Genomic DNA, 15,452 nt, shown 5'->3' with positions numbered 1-15,452 from the left:
CGCTAGCCGAGCCACTCACTAATCGCGCGCTCGATGCCTTCGCGGCTCGCGTCGACCACGGTGCTGAAGCGTTCGGTCGCCCCACTGAGCGCCGCGAGTGTCTGCGGGACACAGGCGCTCGCGGGCGCGAGCGCCTGTACCTCGGCGAGGATCTCGACGCCTGAAAGCTGGGCGACAGCAGGCGGCAGGGCATCTGCGCAGGCGAGCCCGGCGAGCGCGCGGTAGACGTCAGCGCCGAACTTCGCCCAGTGAGCGGTGGATACCACGAGCATGGGGTTGTCGGCGCGCTGCCGCTCGGCGACCTCCCACGCCACGGCCGTGTGCGGGTCGAGCAGGTAGGCGTGCTCCTCCCACACGCGGCGGATGGTGGCGAGAGACTCGTCGTTGGTCACGTAGTCGCCGCTGAAGTGTTCTCGCAGCGCGCGGTGCGTCTCACGGTCGACCTGGAAGCGTCCGGTTTCTCGAAGCGATGTCATCCACCCGGTGATGCGCTCCGGGTCGCGGGTGAGCTCGTAGATCTGGCGCTCGAGGTTGCTCGACACGAGGATGTCCATGCTCGGACTCGGCGTGGTGACGAAATCGCGTCCGGAGATGTCGTAGGCACCGGTGGCGATGAAGTCGGTGAGCACGTTGTTCTCGTTGCTGGCGCACACGAGACGTCCAAGCGGCACGCCGATGCGTTTCGCGTAATACGCGCCGAGGATGTTGCCAAAGTTCCCGGTGGGTACGCATACGTCGATCTCGCGGCCCGCGATCACGCCGCCGGATGCGACCATGTCTGCGTACGCGCTCGCGTAGTAGGCGATCTGCGGGAGCAACCGTCCCCAGTTGATCGAGTTTGCCGAGGAGAGGCGGAGGCGATGGCGATTGCGAAGATCGGCGGCGAACGTCGCGTTCGAGAACGCGTTCTTGACGGCGGTCTGGCAGTCGTCGAAGTTGCCGCGGGCACCAAAAACAGCGACGTTGCTCCCGTGCTGGGTCACCATTTGGGCGCGCTGGATGTCTGAGACACCGCCTTGGGGGTAGAAGACGGCGATCTTGGTGTGCGGCCGGTTGGCAAACCCTTCGAGCGCCGCCTTGCCGGTGTCGCCTGAGGTGGCCACGAGCACGAGGAAGTCTTCATCGAGCGTGTTGCGGGACTGCTTGATCGAGATGGCCTCCGAGAAGAACAGCGGCATGCACTGGAGCGCCATGTCTTTGAAGGCGCTTGTTGGGCCGTGCCAGAGCTCGAGCACGTGGATGTCGGGGCGGACCTCGACTACCGGCGCGATGCGCGGGTCTGCCCACTGGCGGCCGTACGCTTCGCTCATGAGCGCTTCGATGCGCTCGCTTGGCAGATCGACACCAAGGCGTGAGAAGATCGCGGCCGCACGCTGCCGGTATGGCCACTGGGCCATGACGAGAATCTCGTCGAGGGTGAGCGCGGGCAGCTCGTCGGGGATGTACAGACCGCCTCCGGGCGCGATGCCGGCGACGATGACGTCGGTAAAGGCGGGGTGCGACGTGTCTGCGCCGCGGGTGTCGTGGTACGTTGTCTCTCGTCTCATGCGAGCATGATACCTGAGAGCCTGGCGGGTTGGGCACTGGTGGCTCGGCCAGGCTGGCGTGGTGTCTACTCCGAGAACTCGCCGGTGAGATCCTCGGCGAGAAGGTCCATCAGAAGTCCGTCGCGCCATTCGCCGTCGGGGCTTTTCTCGTAACGTCGCAAGATGCCAACCGGCTGGAACCCGACCTTCGCATATGCACGGATGGCACGCGCGTTCTTGGCGGTCGGATCGATCTGGATACGGTGATGGCCGCGTGTCTCAAACAGGTAGCGTGCGAGCGTGCGAAGCGCGTCCGGGCCGAGGCCTCGGCCCGAGTAGGGCGAAAGCACGGCGATGTCGATCGCGGCGAAGCGGTAGTCGGGGTCGTTTTCTTCGGTGTACATGATCACACCGGCGAGCGTGTCAGCGAACACGATGGCGAAGACGTGAGAACCATCCTCGGTAAGCCAGCGTCTCACCTTGTCGGGATCCGTTCCCCACCAGGGTGATGTGGTTTCGTCGGTGGCGATGGCCGCCGAGAGGAGACCCGCATCGGTCGCGGTCGCAGGGCGAAGCGTGACGCGGGCACCGGTGAGAACCGGTTCACTGGCGGTATCAGCGGTCATGCGGGTCCTCCATGTGGCTGGCGGCGGTCTAGCGGTTGCGGGTTCCGGTGTCGCGGACCGCGCGCGATGTCAGGACGATGGTGTACGCTTTGATTCGTACCCGAGCGGGGAGGGATACGTGTGCGGTACTGCGTGATCATTTTGGATGGCGCCGCGGGCTGGCCGATGCCCGAGTACGGCGGACGGACGAGTCTTCAGGCCGCCTCGACGCCGCACCTTGACCGGCTTTGCCGAGAAGGCGCTGTGGGGCTTGCGCAGACGGTGCCAGAAGGAGCGGAGCCGTCGTCGTCGGCTGCGTGCACGTCGATCCTTGGCTACGATCCGATCTCAAACTATGTGGGACGCGGTGCGATCGAGGCTGCGAGTATGGGCATCAATCTCGCGCCGGATGAGGTGGCGCTGCGTCTCAACCTTGTGACACTCGATGATGGCCTTATGGCGAGCTACTCGGCGGGCCACATTCCCACGTGTGACTCGCGCGAGCTCGTTGGAGAGATCGCGGCCGTGCTCGATGACGGCGTCACCCGTTTGTATCCTGGGATCGCTTACCGGCACATCCTCGTGGTCAAAGGGCACAAGGAGTTGCTGGCGTGCCGCTACACTCCGCCCCACGACATCTCGGACAAACCCTGGGCCGACCATGCGCCTGCCGGAGCGGGTGCTGAACTCGTGATCGACTACATGGAGCGCGCCCGTCCGGTGGTCGCCGCTAGCGCGGTCAGGGCGCGGCGAGCCGAACAGGGTCTCGCGCCTACGGATGTCTGGCCGTTCTGGCCTGGTGAGGCGCCGGCTGGGCTCGCGTCCTTCTCTGCGCGCTACGGCGTGCGCGCCGCCATGACTTCCGGTGTCGACCTGCTCAACGGACTCGCGGTTCTTCTCGGCATCGAGCGGCTCGCGATCGTCGGCGTGACGGACGGCCCCGACACAGACTACGCCGCGCAGGCGGAAGGCGCGCTCCTGGCGCTCGACTCACACGACCTGGTGGTGGTCCACGTCGAGTCGCCGGATGAGGCGGGACATGCTGGCGATGCCGCCGCCAAGATAGCCGCGATTGAGGCGATCGACGCAAAGATCGTCAGCCGCGTCATGGCAAGCGCCAACGGTGACCTGCGCATCCTTGCGATGCCTGATCATCCCACGCCAATTGAGATCAAAACTCACGTGGGTGAGCCAGTCCCGTTCGTGCTATGGGGCCCGGGTGTGAAGCGAGTTGCGGCCAATACGTACGATGAGTTCGCGGCTGGCGAGACAGGTCTTGTCGTTGATCCTGGGCACAGTGTCATGGAGATGCTGCTCGAGCGGTAGTAGTGGGACCGGGCATGCTCGAGGATCGGTGTGCGGCGTCTTAGATCTTTCCCGCGAGAATCCGTCCTAGCGAACGCGCGGTATCGCGTTCCGGTTCCGGTGTCTTGGCTTGACGCCATGTGCCCGTGACGGCGAGTGAACCGATGGTCCGAATGCCGCCGGCGCCTAATGCGCCGCGCAGGTGACGCACCGGGCCTGTGGTGTAACCGAAGAACGTCGCGAGCGGCTCGGGCGCTGAACACGCGGTGATGATGACCGCCCGCCGGGTATTTGCGGCCACGGGGCGTGGCGCGATCTCCCGCGGGCTCATCCCTGGGAGTCGCAATTGTCCAGAATCGGCGAAGTAGCGGCCAATACGGTCGAGCAGGGCCGATGTCACTTCTTCGGGCCTCCGGAAGTACGATGGAGTGCCGATGATCACACCCTGGGCGGAGTCTATAAGTAACGCGAGGTGTCTCAGGTCGTCTTCGATCTTGCACCATCCGGCGACCTTGCACATCCCGCACCCAGTGCACGTGCGAATGTCGAGTTCCGCAAGGCGCACCCGTTCCACCACGGCCCCTGCGGCCTCTGCCGCCGTAGCGGCAGTCTCGACCGAGCGGCTCACGGCGCCCCGTCGCCTGCTTGTGTCGATTGCGATGATCTTCATCGCGCTCCTCCTTCCGGCGTGCTGGTCTTGGGTGCGAACAAGCGGCCCTGTGCGCCCGGCTCGAGCACTCGTTCCTGTTCGAACGTAGTAGCGAGCATCTCGACCGAATCGTCGATCCAGTCGATCTCGGCTCTAAGACGCGCCATTGCGGCGTCGAGTGACAAGCGGCTGAGGACCGACGCGTGGCCAACAGGCTCGTGGGGACCATGAACGGTTGAGGCGCTCGCGCGTTTCCTTAGCGTTTCGAGACGCTGCTGCAGGGTTTCCCGGCGGGCGTGCAATACGCCAAGCAGGTCCGCTTCGGTGAGATGCTCTGCGAAGCGGAGCCGGACAAGGAAAGGGTCGCGGACGGGAGGGGGAGGCTCTGCTCGCGTGATCCAAGTGTCGAGATCGCGGGCGCCGCTGGCGGTGATCGAGTAGATAAGCCGGTCGGGCCGTGAGCGCTGGCGCTGCCGTTTGACTGAGACCTGAGCACGGTCTTCCAGCCGGTCGAGGGTGCGGTAGATCTGCGACTGGTCAGCCGTCCAGAAGTGGGAGGCGGACACGTCGAAGCAGGCGGTCTTGAGCTCGTAGCCGGTCATGGGCCGCTCACGGAGGAATCCGAGGATCGCGTATTCGAGCGACATGGTTCGTCCCGCCGTAACGCCATATAGGACAACGCAAGTATAGGACAGAACGTATAGGGATGCAAGTGGCTAAAACTAGGGGTTAGGATGATGAGTCTAGATCAAGTGGTACTTGAGGGTTTGGGATATAACCCCTGGTGAGACGGCATAACAGAACCTCAATCATGAATCGAGGTCTCATTATCAGCTGAACTGGCTCCGATGGAGACGCGCGAAGACACCGTCTAACGCGAGGAGGTCGGTATACGTGCCGTCTTCGACGATGGCGCCGCTGTCGATCACGATGATCCGGTCCGCGTCGCGCACGGTGGACAGGCGGTGAGCGATGATGAGCGCGGTACGCCCGGTGAGGAGTTCGCTGAGAGCCGACTGGATGAGCGTCTCTGTGCGCGTGTCGACCGAAGAAGTCGCTTCGTCGAGGATTAGGATGGCCGGATCGGCGAGTATGGCGCGAGCGAACGCGATCAGTTGCCGCTGTCCTGTCGAAAGTGTGCCGCCTCGCTCGGTCACCTCGGTGTTGAGCCCGTCAGGGAGGCGATCGGCGAGATCGAGTATTCGCGCGGCACGGGCTGCCGCCTGAACTTCGGCGTCGGAGGCGCCATGCTTGCCGTAGCGGATGTTCTCGGCGATCGTGCCGGCAAACAGGAAGGGATCCTGCAGTACGATGCCGAGATTGCGGCGAAGCGAGCGCATTGTGACCGAGCGTACGTCGTGACCGTCGATCAAGACGGAACCGCAGGTGGGGTCGTAGAAGCGGGGTACGAGATTTACGAGGGTCGTCTTGCCCGCTCCAGTCGCTCCCACGATGGCGACCGTGGCACCTGGTTCCACCAACAGGTCGATGTCATGGAGCACTTGTGGGCCGGAGTCGTAGGAGAAGCACACGCCGCGCAACTCGATGCGCCCCGCTATGCGGCCGAGCACAAGCGCGTCCGGGGCGTCGGCGACGGTCGTCTCTGTGTCTAGCAGGTCGAACACTCGCTCCGCTCCTGCGAGCGCGGAGTGCGTCTCGGCATAGAGGCTGGAGAGCTGGCTGATGGCGTTGAAGAACGAGCGCGAGTAGCCAAAAAACGCGACGACCACGCCGATTGTCACGAGGTCACCCAACGCGAGCCAGCCGCCAACAGTCGCGACGATCGCCGTTGCCGTGGCTGAGATCACCTCGAGTGTGGGAGGGAACGCCGAGGAGACCGCGGATGCGGCGATATTGGCGTCGCGGTTGGCGGCGTTTCGCTCCGCGAACATCCCGCGGTCTGACTCGGTGCGGTTGAACGCTTGCGCGACGCGGATGCCCGCAAGCTCTTCGGCGAGTGTCGAAGAGACGTCACCGATCGCCTCCTGGCGCCGACGGAAGGCCCGCCGCGCGATCGTGCCAAACAGGCGCGTCGTGCCGAGCATCACCGGAACGGCCACGAGCGTGGCGAGTGCCAGCCGCCAGTCGACGATAAGCATGCCCGTCAGGGTCGCGACGAGTCCGAGGCCCGCTCCGAGCACACGTCGGAAGCTCTGCGAAAGAAATGAGTTGACCTGCTCGACATCGTTGATGAGGCGGCTCATGAGGTCGCCTGACTCGACCGTTTCGAAGAAGGACACAGAGAGCCGCTGTACCGTCGAGAAGACCTCTTCGCGCAGGTCGAAGAGCGCCCGCTGTCCAGCGGCGCCCATCAGGAGGATCTGTGCACGCTGTGCCCACCAGCCGACGGCCGCGGCCGCGAGCAAGAGCGCACCAGGGAGTGCGAGTACGCTGGCATCGCCGCCCGTCTCGGCGGCGTTGAGCGCGGTATCGATAATCAGCCCGGTAAGGCCCGGTTGCGCGGCCAGCGCAGCGGATGCAACGACAAGCCACACGATTGAGAGCGCGGCGTCGCGGCGGTACGGCACAAGATAGCGCAGGAGTCGGCGCACCGCTTCCTGCGTCGAGCGCGGCTTTTCGGACTTGGCTATTGAGCGCAGCGAGGTGCCGTGTGGCATCACGCATCACCCGCCATTGCCGAGCGGTCGGCTCGCTCGGCGCCTGCGAGCTGGCTCGCGGCGATCTCGGCGTATGCGCAGCTCGTCGCTAGGAGTTCGGAGTGGGTGCCGGTCTCCGTGACGCGACCGTTTTCGAGCACGACGATGAGGTCGGCTCGGCGCACCGTGGACAGCCGCTGAGCGACCACGAAGACCGTGCGGCCCTCCATGAGTTCGTCCAAGTTTGCGCGGAGTGCGGCTTCCGTCTCGGCGTCTACGCTCGACGTCGAGTCGTCCATGATGAGAATGCGCGGGTCGATCATGAGCGCACGGGCAATCGCGATGCGCTGACGCTGACCGCCTGAAAGCTTGATGCCCCGTTCCCCCACGCGGGTGTGGTAGCCGTCCGGAAGCGCTGTGATGAACGCGTGCGCCTGTGCCGCGCGCGCGGCGGTTTCGATCCGTGCGTCATCTGCGGTTGGCAGCCCGTATGCGATGTTGTCCCGGACCGACCCCGAGAAGAGCACCGAGTCTTGCATGACGACGCCGATGCGGCTACGCAGGCTCGCAAGCGTCACGTCACGCACGTCGCGTCCGTCGATGAGCACCGCACCGCCGGTGACGTCGTAGAAGCGCGGAACGAGGTTTACGAGACTCGTCTTCCCGGATCCGGTCGCGCCCACGATCGCTACCACCGTGTCCGGTTCGGCGAAGAAGCTCACCCCCGAGAGAGTCTCGCGCGTATCGCCCGGATAGCGCAGATGCACGTCGCGAAACTCGATCCGCCCGACCGGATCCGGCAGCACGAGCGCGCCGGGTTTCTCGGCCACGTCAATAGGGGAATCGAGGACTTCAAAGAGGCGTTCGGCGCTCGCGCTCGCACGGGCGATCTGCTGCGCTCCGAAGCCGAGAATGAACAGTGGCTGGAGGAGCAGGAAGAGGTAGCTCGTGAATGCGACTAGCTCGCCTACGGTAAGCGAGCCATCGATAATGCGCGCCGCTCCGGCCACGGTGACGAGTCCGACACCCATCGTGCCGATGCTGAACAGGAGCGGGAAGGCGTCGGCGACGGTGCGGCGCACAGTGAGCGCCTGTTCGAGGAGAGCATCATCGGCGGCGCGGTAGCGTGTGGCCTCGTGCTCCTCTTGCGCGAATGCCCGGACCACGCGTACGCCGGCGACGTTTTCTTGCAGCACAGTGTTGAGCGCCGAGAGCCGCACCTGGAACTCCCGGAACATCGGACCGAGACGCCTTACGAACAGCAGGAGAACCGCGAGCGTAGCGGGCAGGGTGAGAAAAGCGATGAGTGCGAGGACGGTGTCCATTGCGAGCAGGAGGACGATCGCGCCGATGAGCAGGAGCACCGCCGATACCGCCTGCACGAGGCCTCCGCCGACAAACTCGCGCACAAGGTCGACGTCGCTCGTCACGCGGGTGATGAGCTGACCGGTGCTTGCCCGGTCGTGGTAGGAAAACGAGAGTCGCTGAAGCTTTTCGAAGATGGCGTTACGCATGTCGAACGCGACTCCGTGGCTCACTTTGGCCGAGAGGAATCCTTGGAGGAATGTAGCGATCCCGCCAAGGAGCGCCGCCAGCACGAGTCCGCCCGCGGCTTTCGCGATGAAGGTCATGTCACCCTCGGCGATGCCGCGGTCGATGATGAGGCGTACGATCTGCGGGGAAACGAGTCCCGCGCCTGAGGCCGCGAGGACGGTGAGGACGGCAAGCGCGGCAGTGAGCCGGTACGCGTGCATGAAGCGCAGTGCGCGCAAGAGTGCTGTCGACACGTGACTCCTCGGAAGGCGGGTGGGCGGTTAGATAGTACCCGCAATTACGTGAAGGTGGGTCGCGCAACGAGAACAGGCCCCCGGGGGGTCGGAGGCCTGTTCTCAGAAGAGGGGGGGGGTACGTCTGCTTTATCACTTCTATGGTTGCTTACGAGTATCTCCTGCGGTGGCGTAGGAGGCGTGAATCGGTTGTGGAGATGGCGTGGAAGCGTGTGCGGACGCGCGCGTGGGTGCGGTCGTAGTGAGCGCGACGCCGACGACGATAATCGTCATGCCAGCGATTACCCATGCGTCAACCGGTTCGGGTGTCGCTATGACGCCGAGTACTCCGGCCGCCCATCCGAGGAATACCGCGACGACAGGGTTGACGTAGGTGTACGTCATGACCTTCGAAGTGGGCACGTTTGCCAGCAACCACACGAACGCGGTGAACGCGATGCACGACCCAAAGACGGTGAGGTATGCGAGCACCCACATGCCTGTGGGCGTTACAGCTGCCATCAGGGGCGCTTCACCCAGGACGATCCCGAGCGCGGTAAGGAGAATTCCGGCGATCGCGAGTTCGTATCCGGTGGCGACGATAGCGTTGACTTTGACCGGGCGGCGCTTGGAGATGAGCGAGCCGGTGGTCCACAACAGGGTCGCGAACACCTGCAGCGCGACCCCGATCCACTCGGCGCTTGATCCGTGGAGGCCCGTGATGCGCGGCCACATGAGCACGCCAAGACCGATAAAGCCGATGACGAGACCGGCGATCCCGCGTCCCGTGGGACGCTCGAAGCCGCGAAGCAGCCACTCGGCGCCGGCTACCCATAGCGGCACGACCGCGACGATGAGCGCCGAGAGGCTCGACGGGATGTACATTTCGGCGAGCACGGTGAAATACATGCCGCCGCATAGCAGGAAGATGCCTACGATTGTGAGGGTCTTCAGGTCGTGCGCGGAGAGGTTGAGGCGCCAGCCGCGCAGGCGCGCGAATGCAAGCAGGATGGCGCCGGCGGCCGCGAGGCGCACTCCGGTAAACAGCGTAGGCGGCATGTCGTGTTCAAGCCCGATGCGAATCGCGAGGTATGTGGAGCCCCAAACTATGTAAAGGGCTGCGAAGGCAGCGATGAGTTTGGTGAGCGGTACTCGCGGCACGGGTGGTCCTTTCGATGCCCGAGAGAGCGCAGAGCGCGGATGCCAATCGGCACAGCATACTCCTGTGTGGGGCGAAGATGCATCCCGAAACCTGGACCAAGATGCAACAGGCATGTAACAGACAGGTAGCGCGGATTTCACCACTGCTCTTGCGATGCGCGTTACCGTGGGAGCGGAGCTGGTGCCATGCCTACCGCGCATCGCTCTCCCTTCCGGCCCGGGCGCCACACCCCGGGTCGGCCCCTTTCCGGGCGTCGTGGCATCCATTCCGATTGGCACAACCTTAGCTAAGCTAAGGGCGGCTCACGAAGGTGGGTCTCTCTTGATGATCGCCTGAGGAGAGGACCATCCCGCTCGATGGAAAACGGCAAGCTCAACTGCTGGGAATATCAGGGGTGCGGAAGGGGTCCAGGCGGACCTCGATCCCGCGAGGGGGCACGGTGTCCCGCGTCGGCGTGTGAAGCGCTCGCTGGAGTGCACGAGGGAGTTGCCGCAGGGCGCGCATGCTGGGTGATCGAGGGGACGTACTGCGACGGCTCTTCTGCCGGGCCGTACGAGATAAAGATCCACGTCTGCCGGAAGTGCGCGTTTTACGCACGCGTCCAGGTCGAAGAGGCGTTCACGCTTGTCTCAGACGAGGACCTCGTGAGGCGCACGTGCGTTGAGTAGCCGGGTGTCCGTGCCGCGGTCATGAACTTCGGGTACGGTGGGGATTTTTCGCAATACGAGGCGAGGCCGCCGATTTCCCCGAGCGAACCATCGTCCTTGCGGCTTCAGGCCCATTCGAGTTCTTCAACGACCTCGCAATTAGGATTATGCGCCATCACGCGACAGATACAACGGATCTGCGCAAATTTGTTGCAGCGAGATGACAAGCGGTCGCTATCGCCGCTAGACTGGTTCGAACGGGGGGCTTATCCACACTATCCCCAGAATCCACAGGATGGACCCTGTCCGCGCGTGCCCCGTACGAGACCAGTTACCGAGCCGGAGAGGGCTCCGATGTTCCCGAAACAACTGCATGTGCCCGTCCTTGTTGCGATAGCGGCAGCCCTCGTCGGCGTCATCGTCATGCTTGTGGCTGACCCGGGCACGCCAGAGAGCGTGAAGCAACCGGATGCCGCCATCTCTAGAGTCATGACCAACGCGGAAACCGACACCTCGGCCGATTTTCCGGTCCGCCTGCTTGAGGGTAGCGACATTCAGCATGAGTCTGTGCACATGTTCGAGGCGCTCATGGGCATTGAAGGGGTCGGCACGGCCACGCTCGATCCTGAGGGCCTCGTGTTGAACGTTGCGTACGACTCAACGGTTGTGTCCGAGGATTCTATCCGCGCCGAGTTGATCGCATCGCGCTACCTTGCGGTCACTTCCGCTGACGCCACGCCGATGGAGCTCGCCGCGGACGGCGCCGTCCAGCGTATCGGTATCGTCGACAAGCAAGGCTTCGAGCCGGCATACATCCTCGCCAAAGCGGGCGTGCCACTTGAGCTTGCCTTCGGTCCGGCCACCGATTGCCGGACCAACATCAAGTTCCCGCAACTAGGAGTCGCCGAGGACATCTCTTCCGGTGCGACGGTGAAGTTGCCGGCGTTGCAGCCGGGCACGTACGACATCGTGTGTGGCGGGGATGGAAAGAAAGGTGCCATCATCGTCGAGTAGTCTGGGCACGTGAGCATGCGTGCCAGCGCGACCACCCGTGGCGACCACCAGTGGCGACCACGCTCGGCTTGTTGACCCGGAGGTAGACCAGGAATGCCTGACATCTCGATGAGGCTCGGAAGAGACGTGCTCGTGATCGACGGCGGGTTTGGCACCATGCTGCAGCGCTTTGGGATCCCCGCAGAGCAGTGTCCGGTCCAACTCAACGTGACGGCACCGGAAATCGTGCGTGATATCCACAGTGCGTACGTCATCACCGGCGCGGAGTGCGTGACTACGAACTCTTTTGGCGGATCGCGGGCGAAACTTGCCGAGTATGGCCTTGCGGACCAGGTGGAGGGGTTGAACCGCGCTTCCGTGCGACTCGCGCGCGAGTCCGGTGCGCAGCATGTGCTAGCCGACGTGGGCCCTACAGGACTCGTGCTCGAACCGCTCGGGCGGGCCGTCTTCGATGAGGTTTTCGAGATATTCGCCGAGCAGATCGCCGCTTTGGCTGCCGAGAAGCCCGACGCCATCCTCATCGAGACGATGACCGACATAGCTGAGGCCCGATGCGCTGTGCTTGCCGCGCGCAGCGTGTGCGATCTTCCGGTGCTGGTGACCGTGACGTTCAGTGCGGGCGGAGTCATGGATCTTTCAGGAACCGGCCCCGAGGTCGCAGCGGTAGTGCTCGAAGCCGCAGGCGCCGACGCGGTTGGAGTGAACTGCGGTCTTGGGCCCGCACAGATGTTGCCGATCGTCGAGGTGATGGCTGCGACGACGGCCCTGCCGATCATTGCGCAGCCCAACGCCGGGATGCCAACCCTCGCCGACGGTGTGACGGTCTTTCCCGGCACCGCCGATGAAATGGGGCTGTTCGCCGCGCGCTTCGTAGAGGCAGGGGCCTCGCTCGTGGGCTCGTGTTGCGGGTCGACGCCGTCGTTTACCGGCGCGATCGCGGACTTTGCCAAGAGCGTGCCTGTGCGATCGGGTCGCACCGGGCTACCCGGAACAGTGCTCGCCGGACCGCGCGGGCTTGCGATCATCGGCGCAGGCGGGCCTGTCGCGGTGATCGGCGAGCGCATTAACCCCACCGGCAAGCCGGAGCTCGCACACTCGTTGGCCGCAGGCTCGATGTCGGTCGTGCGCGCCTACGCGGCCGAGCAGCAGGCTGCTGGTGCCGACGCACTCGACGTGAACGTAGGGGCCGCGGATGTTGACGCGCGCGAGGCGCTCAGCGCCGCCGTGCTCGCGCTCTCGGGCACCGCCGACGTGCCGCTCGTGCTTGATACGACGGATGCGGCGGCTCTCGAGGCGGCGCTGAGCGCCTACCCCGGCCGCGCCCTCGTGAACTCCGTGAACGGTGCCGAGGATTCCCTCGGCACCGTTCTTCCGCTCGCGGCCCGCTACGGCGCGGCCGTGGTCGCGCTTGCGCTCGACGATGACGGGATCCCGCCGACCGCCGAGGGACGCGTGCGCATCGTCGAGCGCATTCGCGCGCGCGCCCACGCGCTCGGCATGCGCGACCGCGACCTTGTTGCCGACACGCTCGTGATGACCGCAGCCACCGACACGAGCGCTCCACGCGTGACGGTCGATGCGATGGAGGCTGTCAAGAAGCTCGGTATTTCGACGCTCCTCGGAGTGAGCAACGTGAGTCACGGTCTGCCCGACCGTCCCGTCCTCAACGCCGCCTTCGCTACGGTCGCGGGTGTCGCTGGACTCGATGCGGCTATTGTCAATCCATCTGACGTGGTTGTGCGTGGCGCGATCGATGTCGTGAACAGCGCGCGCGCCGCCGGCTCGAACGCTTACGCCCACGGCGATGCATGGGCCGCGTGGGATGCGGCGCTTGCAAGCGCGCTCGATAAGGCCGCCGGCGCAGCGGATGGCGCCTCGGACGTCGCTGACGGCACCGCCGCCCCCGACGCCGCTGTGCGGCTTGCGGTCGCGGTCGCTCGTGGCGACATCGATGGGGCACCGGCGCTCGTTGACGAGGTTGTCGTGTCCGGCACCGCCCCCGACCGGCTCATCGGTGAGGTCCTCACGCCGGCGATGCAGTCACTCGGTGACTCGTTTGGCAGGGGTGAGGTGTTCTTACCGCAGCTCATGGTCGCCGCGGAGGCTATGAAAGTCGCCGTCGCGCGGGTCAAGACCTACTTGCCCGAGGGCGGCGACGAGCCTGCGGGACGTGTCGTGTTTGCTACCGTCAAAGGTGACATCCACTCCATCGGCAAAGACATTTGCGTGTCGCTTCTCGAAAGCCAGGGATTTGCGGTGAACGATCTCGGTGTCGACGTGGCCCCCGAGAGGGTCCTGGAGGCCGCCGCCGAGGCGGACGCAGTATGTCTCTCGGCACTCATGACCACGACGCTTGGAGCGATGGAGGAGACCGTTCGCCTGATCGCCGCACACCACGGCGGTGTGCCGGTGCTGGTGGGAGGCGCGGTAGTGACCGGGGAGTGGGCGGCTCGCGTCGGTGCGGGATACTCAGACGACGCACCGGGGTGCGTACGGCTCGTGAGCGAGGCGCTCGGGTCGAAGGGGCCGAGATGATCATCACCAGACCACGCGAGTGGGAGCGCGTCATCGCCAACCTCGATGAGGTGCAAGCGAAACGCGTCTTCATTATGGGATGCGGTCAGTGCGCCACCATTGCCGGGACTGGCGGTGAGAACGAAATCCGCAACGCGATTGTGCGCCTCAAGGAATCCGGCCGAGAGGTTACCGGCTGGGCGGTAGGCGAAGTTGCCTGTCACTCCGGTGGTACGCGGTTGGAAACGCGACGCCACTCCGGTGGCATCGGGGAGGCCGATGCGGTGCTCGTGCTTTCGTGTGGCGCGGGTGTCCAGACTGTCGCCGACGCAACCTCCAAACCTGTCTTCCCGGGTCTTGAAAGCGCATTTCTTGGCAACGTCGTGCGTCACGGCGTGTTCGAGGAGCGTTGTCAGATGTGTGGCGAGTGCGTACTCGACCTCACTGCAGGTATCTGTCCCGTTACGACGTGCCCCAAGGGCCTGCTCAACGGTCCGTGCGGCGGCATGTGGGACGGTATGTGTGAGGTCGTGACTGATCGCGAGTGCACGCACGTGCTCATCCGCCGTCGCCTGGTCGAGCAGGACCGCTCTGGCTTTGGCGCGCTCGCTCCCAAGGACCACAGCAAGAAGCTCAAGCCTGGCAGCGTGAACCTGCGCGGCGAGCGCGGGAAGAGCCGCCGATGAGCCGCCTGCGCGACGCCCTGGAGCGCGGCGAGTTCGTCGTGACCGGCGAGGTCGCGCCGCCGCTCGGTACCGACATGGCCGCCATGCGCAAGTCGGTCGCCGTACTCGGGCCGTCGTGCCACGCGCTCAACGTGACCGACAATCAGGGTGCGACGCTGCATCTTTCGAGCCTGGCCGCCTCTCGAACGGTGCTTGAAATGGGCTTCGAACCGATCTTTCAGCAGACCTGCCGGGACCGCAATCGTCTTGCGCTCCAGTCTGATCTGCTCGCCGCATGGACGCTCGGGCTCGAGAATCTGCTCGTGGTCACTGGCGACGATCCTCGCGGCGGCGATTACCCAGCGGCCAAGGGCGTCTTTGACCTTGACTCAACGCAGCTCCTCGCAGTTGCCCGCGGTATGAACGAAGGCCACGACATGCAGGGTCGCGAGCTAGCGGGAGGAACCGGCTTTTACCTGGGCGCAGCAGCGTTTCTCGAGGCCGAGCCGTGGGACGTCCAGCGCGAGCGAGCGTTGCGCAAGATCGAGACGGGCGCGGCGTTCTTCCAGACGCAAGCGGTCTTCGACATAGACAAATTCGCCCGCTCCGCCGCCGACCTGCGCCCCACCGGGGTCAAGCTCATTGCAGGGATATTGCTGCTCAAGAGTCCCCGTGTCGTGAAGTTTATCAACGAGCGGCTCGCCGGCCTCATGGTGCCCGATCACATTGCTGAGCGGATCGAGCGCGCATCAGACCCTCTTGCCGAGTCGATCGAGCTCGCCATCGAGCAGGTTAGAGCGTTACGAGAGATTGCCCACGGAGTTCACATCATGCCGCTCGGGGTCGACGACGCGATAGCCGAGATCCTCGGCGGCGCCGGTCTCTCGTAGGTTGTCGGGTTGACCGCTGGATAGCCCTGGTTTGGAGGCGCGCGATAGGGTTCGCCTGAGTCATGCGGCACCGGGTCCTCGTGGTAACGCTCGAGTAAGTGGGAGCGATTGT

At 64.8% G+C, this 15,452-nt stretch carries 13 protein-coding genes; 6 read left to right on the top strand and 7 right to left on the bottom strand.

All coding sequences use genetic code 11. The features are described from left to right. Positions 1 to 2: 2 nt before the first annotated feature. Positions 3 to 1,547 carry a threonine synthase gene (locus KGZ40_01395; GenBank protein MBS3956179.1) on the bottom strand — a complete coding sequence of 515 codons (1,545 nt, stop codon included), beginning with the start codon at positions 1,545 to 1,547 and terminating at the stop codon, positions 3 to 5. A 65-nt stretch (positions 1,548 to 1,612) separates the two neighbouring features. Beyond that, on the bottom strand, positions 1,613 to 2,152 hold the full coding sequence (locus tag KGZ40_01390) for a GNAT family N-acetyltransferase (GenBank protein MBS3956178.1): 540 nt from the start codon (positions 2,150 to 2,152) through the stop codon (positions 1,613 to 1,615). A 120-nt stretch (positions 2,153 to 2,272) separates the two neighbouring features. Here KGZ40_01390 and KGZ40_01385 point away from each other — a divergent pair, with 120 nt between their 5' ends. Then, positions 2,273 to 3,457 (top strand): cofactor-independent phosphoglycerate mutase, encoded by a 1,185-nt coding sequence (locus KGZ40_01385; protein MBS3956177.1) that lies wholly within the window; start codon positions 2,273 to 2,275, stop codon positions 3,455 to 3,457. A gap of 40 nt (positions 3,458 to 3,497) precedes the next feature. Here the strand turns inward: KGZ40_01385 and KGZ40_01380 are convergent, their stop codons facing one another. The 5 genes from KGZ40_01380 to KGZ40_01360 form a co-directional block, all read right to left on the bottom strand. Continuing rightward, positions 3,498 to 4,106, bottom strand: coding sequence for a flavodoxin family protein (locus tag KGZ40_01380; GenBank protein ID MBS3956176.1), 609 nt, complete (start codon positions 4,104 to 4,106; stop codon positions 3,498 to 3,500). After that, positions 4,103 to 4,732 carry a PadR family transcriptional regulator gene (locus KGZ40_01375; protein MBS3956175.1) on the bottom strand — a complete coding sequence of 210 codons (630 nt, stop codon included), beginning with the start codon at positions 4,730 to 4,732 and terminating at the stop codon, positions 4,103 to 4,105. The genes KGZ40_01380 and KGZ40_01375 overlap by 4 nt, the downstream gene beginning before the upstream one ends. A 183-nt stretch (positions 4,733 to 4,915) precedes the next feature. Continuing rightward, the gene (locus KGZ40_01370) at positions 4,916 to 6,703 is read right to left on the bottom strand and encodes an ABC transporter ATP-binding protein (protein MBS3956174.1); all 1,788 of its coding nucleotides are present in this window, start codon (positions 6,701 to 6,703) and stop codon (positions 4,916 to 4,918) included. Next, entirely contained in the window at positions 6,703 to 8,469 is a 1,767-nt protein-coding gene (locus tag KGZ40_01365; GenBank protein MBS3956173.1) for an ABC transporter ATP-binding protein, read from the bottom strand. Before KGZ40_01365 ends, KGZ40_01370 begins: the two co-directional genes overlap by 1 nt. Before the next feature lie 138 nt (positions 8,470 to 8,607). Then, positions 8,608 to 9,609 (bottom strand): EamA family transporter, encoded by a 1,002-nt coding sequence (locus KGZ40_01360; GenBank protein ID MBS3956172.1) that lies wholly within the window; start codon positions 9,607 to 9,609, stop codon positions 8,608 to 8,610. A 357-nt stretch (positions 9,610 to 9,966) separates the two neighbouring features. Here KGZ40_01360 and KGZ40_01355 point away from each other — a divergent pair, with 357 nt between their 5' ends. The 5 genes from KGZ40_01355 to KGZ40_01335 all read left to right on the top strand — a co-directional run bounded on the left by KGZ40_01355 (position 9,967) and on the right by KGZ40_01335 (position 15,340). Next, positions 9,967 to 10,278, top strand: a complete 312-nt coding sequence (locus KGZ40_01355) for a hypothetical protein (GenBank protein MBS3956171.1) — start codon at positions 9,967 to 9,969, stop codon at positions 10,276 to 10,278. Positions 10,279 to 10,611: 333 nt separating this feature from the next. Continuing rightward, positions 10,612 to 11,271, top strand: a complete 660-nt coding sequence (locus KGZ40_01350; GenBank protein ID MBS3956170.1) for a cupredoxin domain-containing protein — start codon at positions 10,612 to 10,614, stop codon at positions 11,269 to 11,271. A 93-nt stretch (positions 11,272 to 11,364) separates the two neighbouring features. Further along, positions 11,365 to 13,806, top strand: a complete 2,442-nt coding sequence (locus KGZ40_01345; protein MBS3956169.1) for a homocysteine S-methyltransferase family protein — start codon at positions 11,365 to 11,367, stop codon at positions 13,804 to 13,806. Further along, positions 13,803 to 14,471 carry a methylenetetrahydrofolate reductase C-terminal domain-containing protein gene (locus KGZ40_01340; protein ID MBS3956168.1) on the top strand — a complete coding sequence of 223 codons (669 nt, stop codon included), beginning with the start codon at positions 13,803 to 13,805 and terminating at the stop codon, positions 14,469 to 14,471. The genes KGZ40_01345 and KGZ40_01340 overlap by 4 nt, the downstream gene beginning before the upstream one ends. Next, positions 14,468 to 15,340 carry a methylenetetrahydrofolate reductase gene (locus tag KGZ40_01335; GenBank protein MBS3956167.1) on the top strand — a complete coding sequence of 291 codons (873 nt, stop codon included), beginning with the start codon at positions 14,468 to 14,470 and terminating at the stop codon, positions 15,338 to 15,340. Before KGZ40_01340 ends, KGZ40_01335 begins: the two co-directional genes overlap by 4 nt. Positions 15,341 to 15,452 lie beyond the last annotated feature (112 nt).

Source organism: Clostridiales bacterium, assembly GCA_018333995.1.
Classification (GTDB): domain Bacteria; phylum Actinomycetota; class Coriobacteriia; order Anaerosomatales; family SLCP01; genus JAGXSG01.
Note: the sequence above shows the minus strand (reverse complement) of the source record. Positions and strands in the feature narration are given on the sequence as shown.

Coding starts and splice junctions, on each gene's coding strand:
- KGZ40_01395 (MBS3956179.1), bottom strand. CDS start 1,547: ATGAGACGAGAGACAACGTACCACGACACCCGCGGCGCAGACACGTCG.
- KGZ40_01390 (MBS3956178.1), bottom strand. CDS start 2,152: ATGACCGCTGATACCGCCAGTGAACCGGTTCTCACCGGTGCCCGCGTC.
- KGZ40_01380 (MBS3956176.1), bottom strand. CDS start 4,106: ATGAAGATCATCGCAATCGACACAAGCAGGCGACGGGGCGCCGTGAGC.
- KGZ40_01375 (MBS3956175.1), bottom strand. CDS start 4,732: ATGTCGCTCGAATACGCGATCCTCGGATTCCTCCGTGAGCGGCCCATG.
- KGZ40_01370 (MBS3956174.1), bottom strand. CDS start 6,703: ATGCCACACGGCACCTCGCTGCGCTCAATAGCCAAGTCCGAAAAGCCG.
- KGZ40_01355 (MBS3956171.1), top strand. CDS start 9,967: ATGGAAAACGGCAAGCTCAACTGCTGGGAATATCAGGGGTGCGGAAGG.
- KGZ40_01350 (MBS3956170.1), top strand. CDS start 10,612: ATGTTCCCGAAACAACTGCATGTGCCCGTCCTTGTTGCGATAGCGGCA.
- KGZ40_01345 (MBS3956169.1), top strand. CDS start 11,365: ATGCCTGACATCTCGATGAGGCTCGGAAGAGACGTGCTCGTGATCGAC.
- KGZ40_01340 (MBS3956168.1), top strand. CDS start 13,803: ATGATCATCACCAGACCACGCGAGTGGGAGCGCGTCATCGCCAACCTC.
- KGZ40_01335 (MBS3956167.1), top strand. CDS start 14,468: ATGAGCCGCCTGCGCGACGCCCTGGAGCGCGGCGAGTTCGTCGTGACC.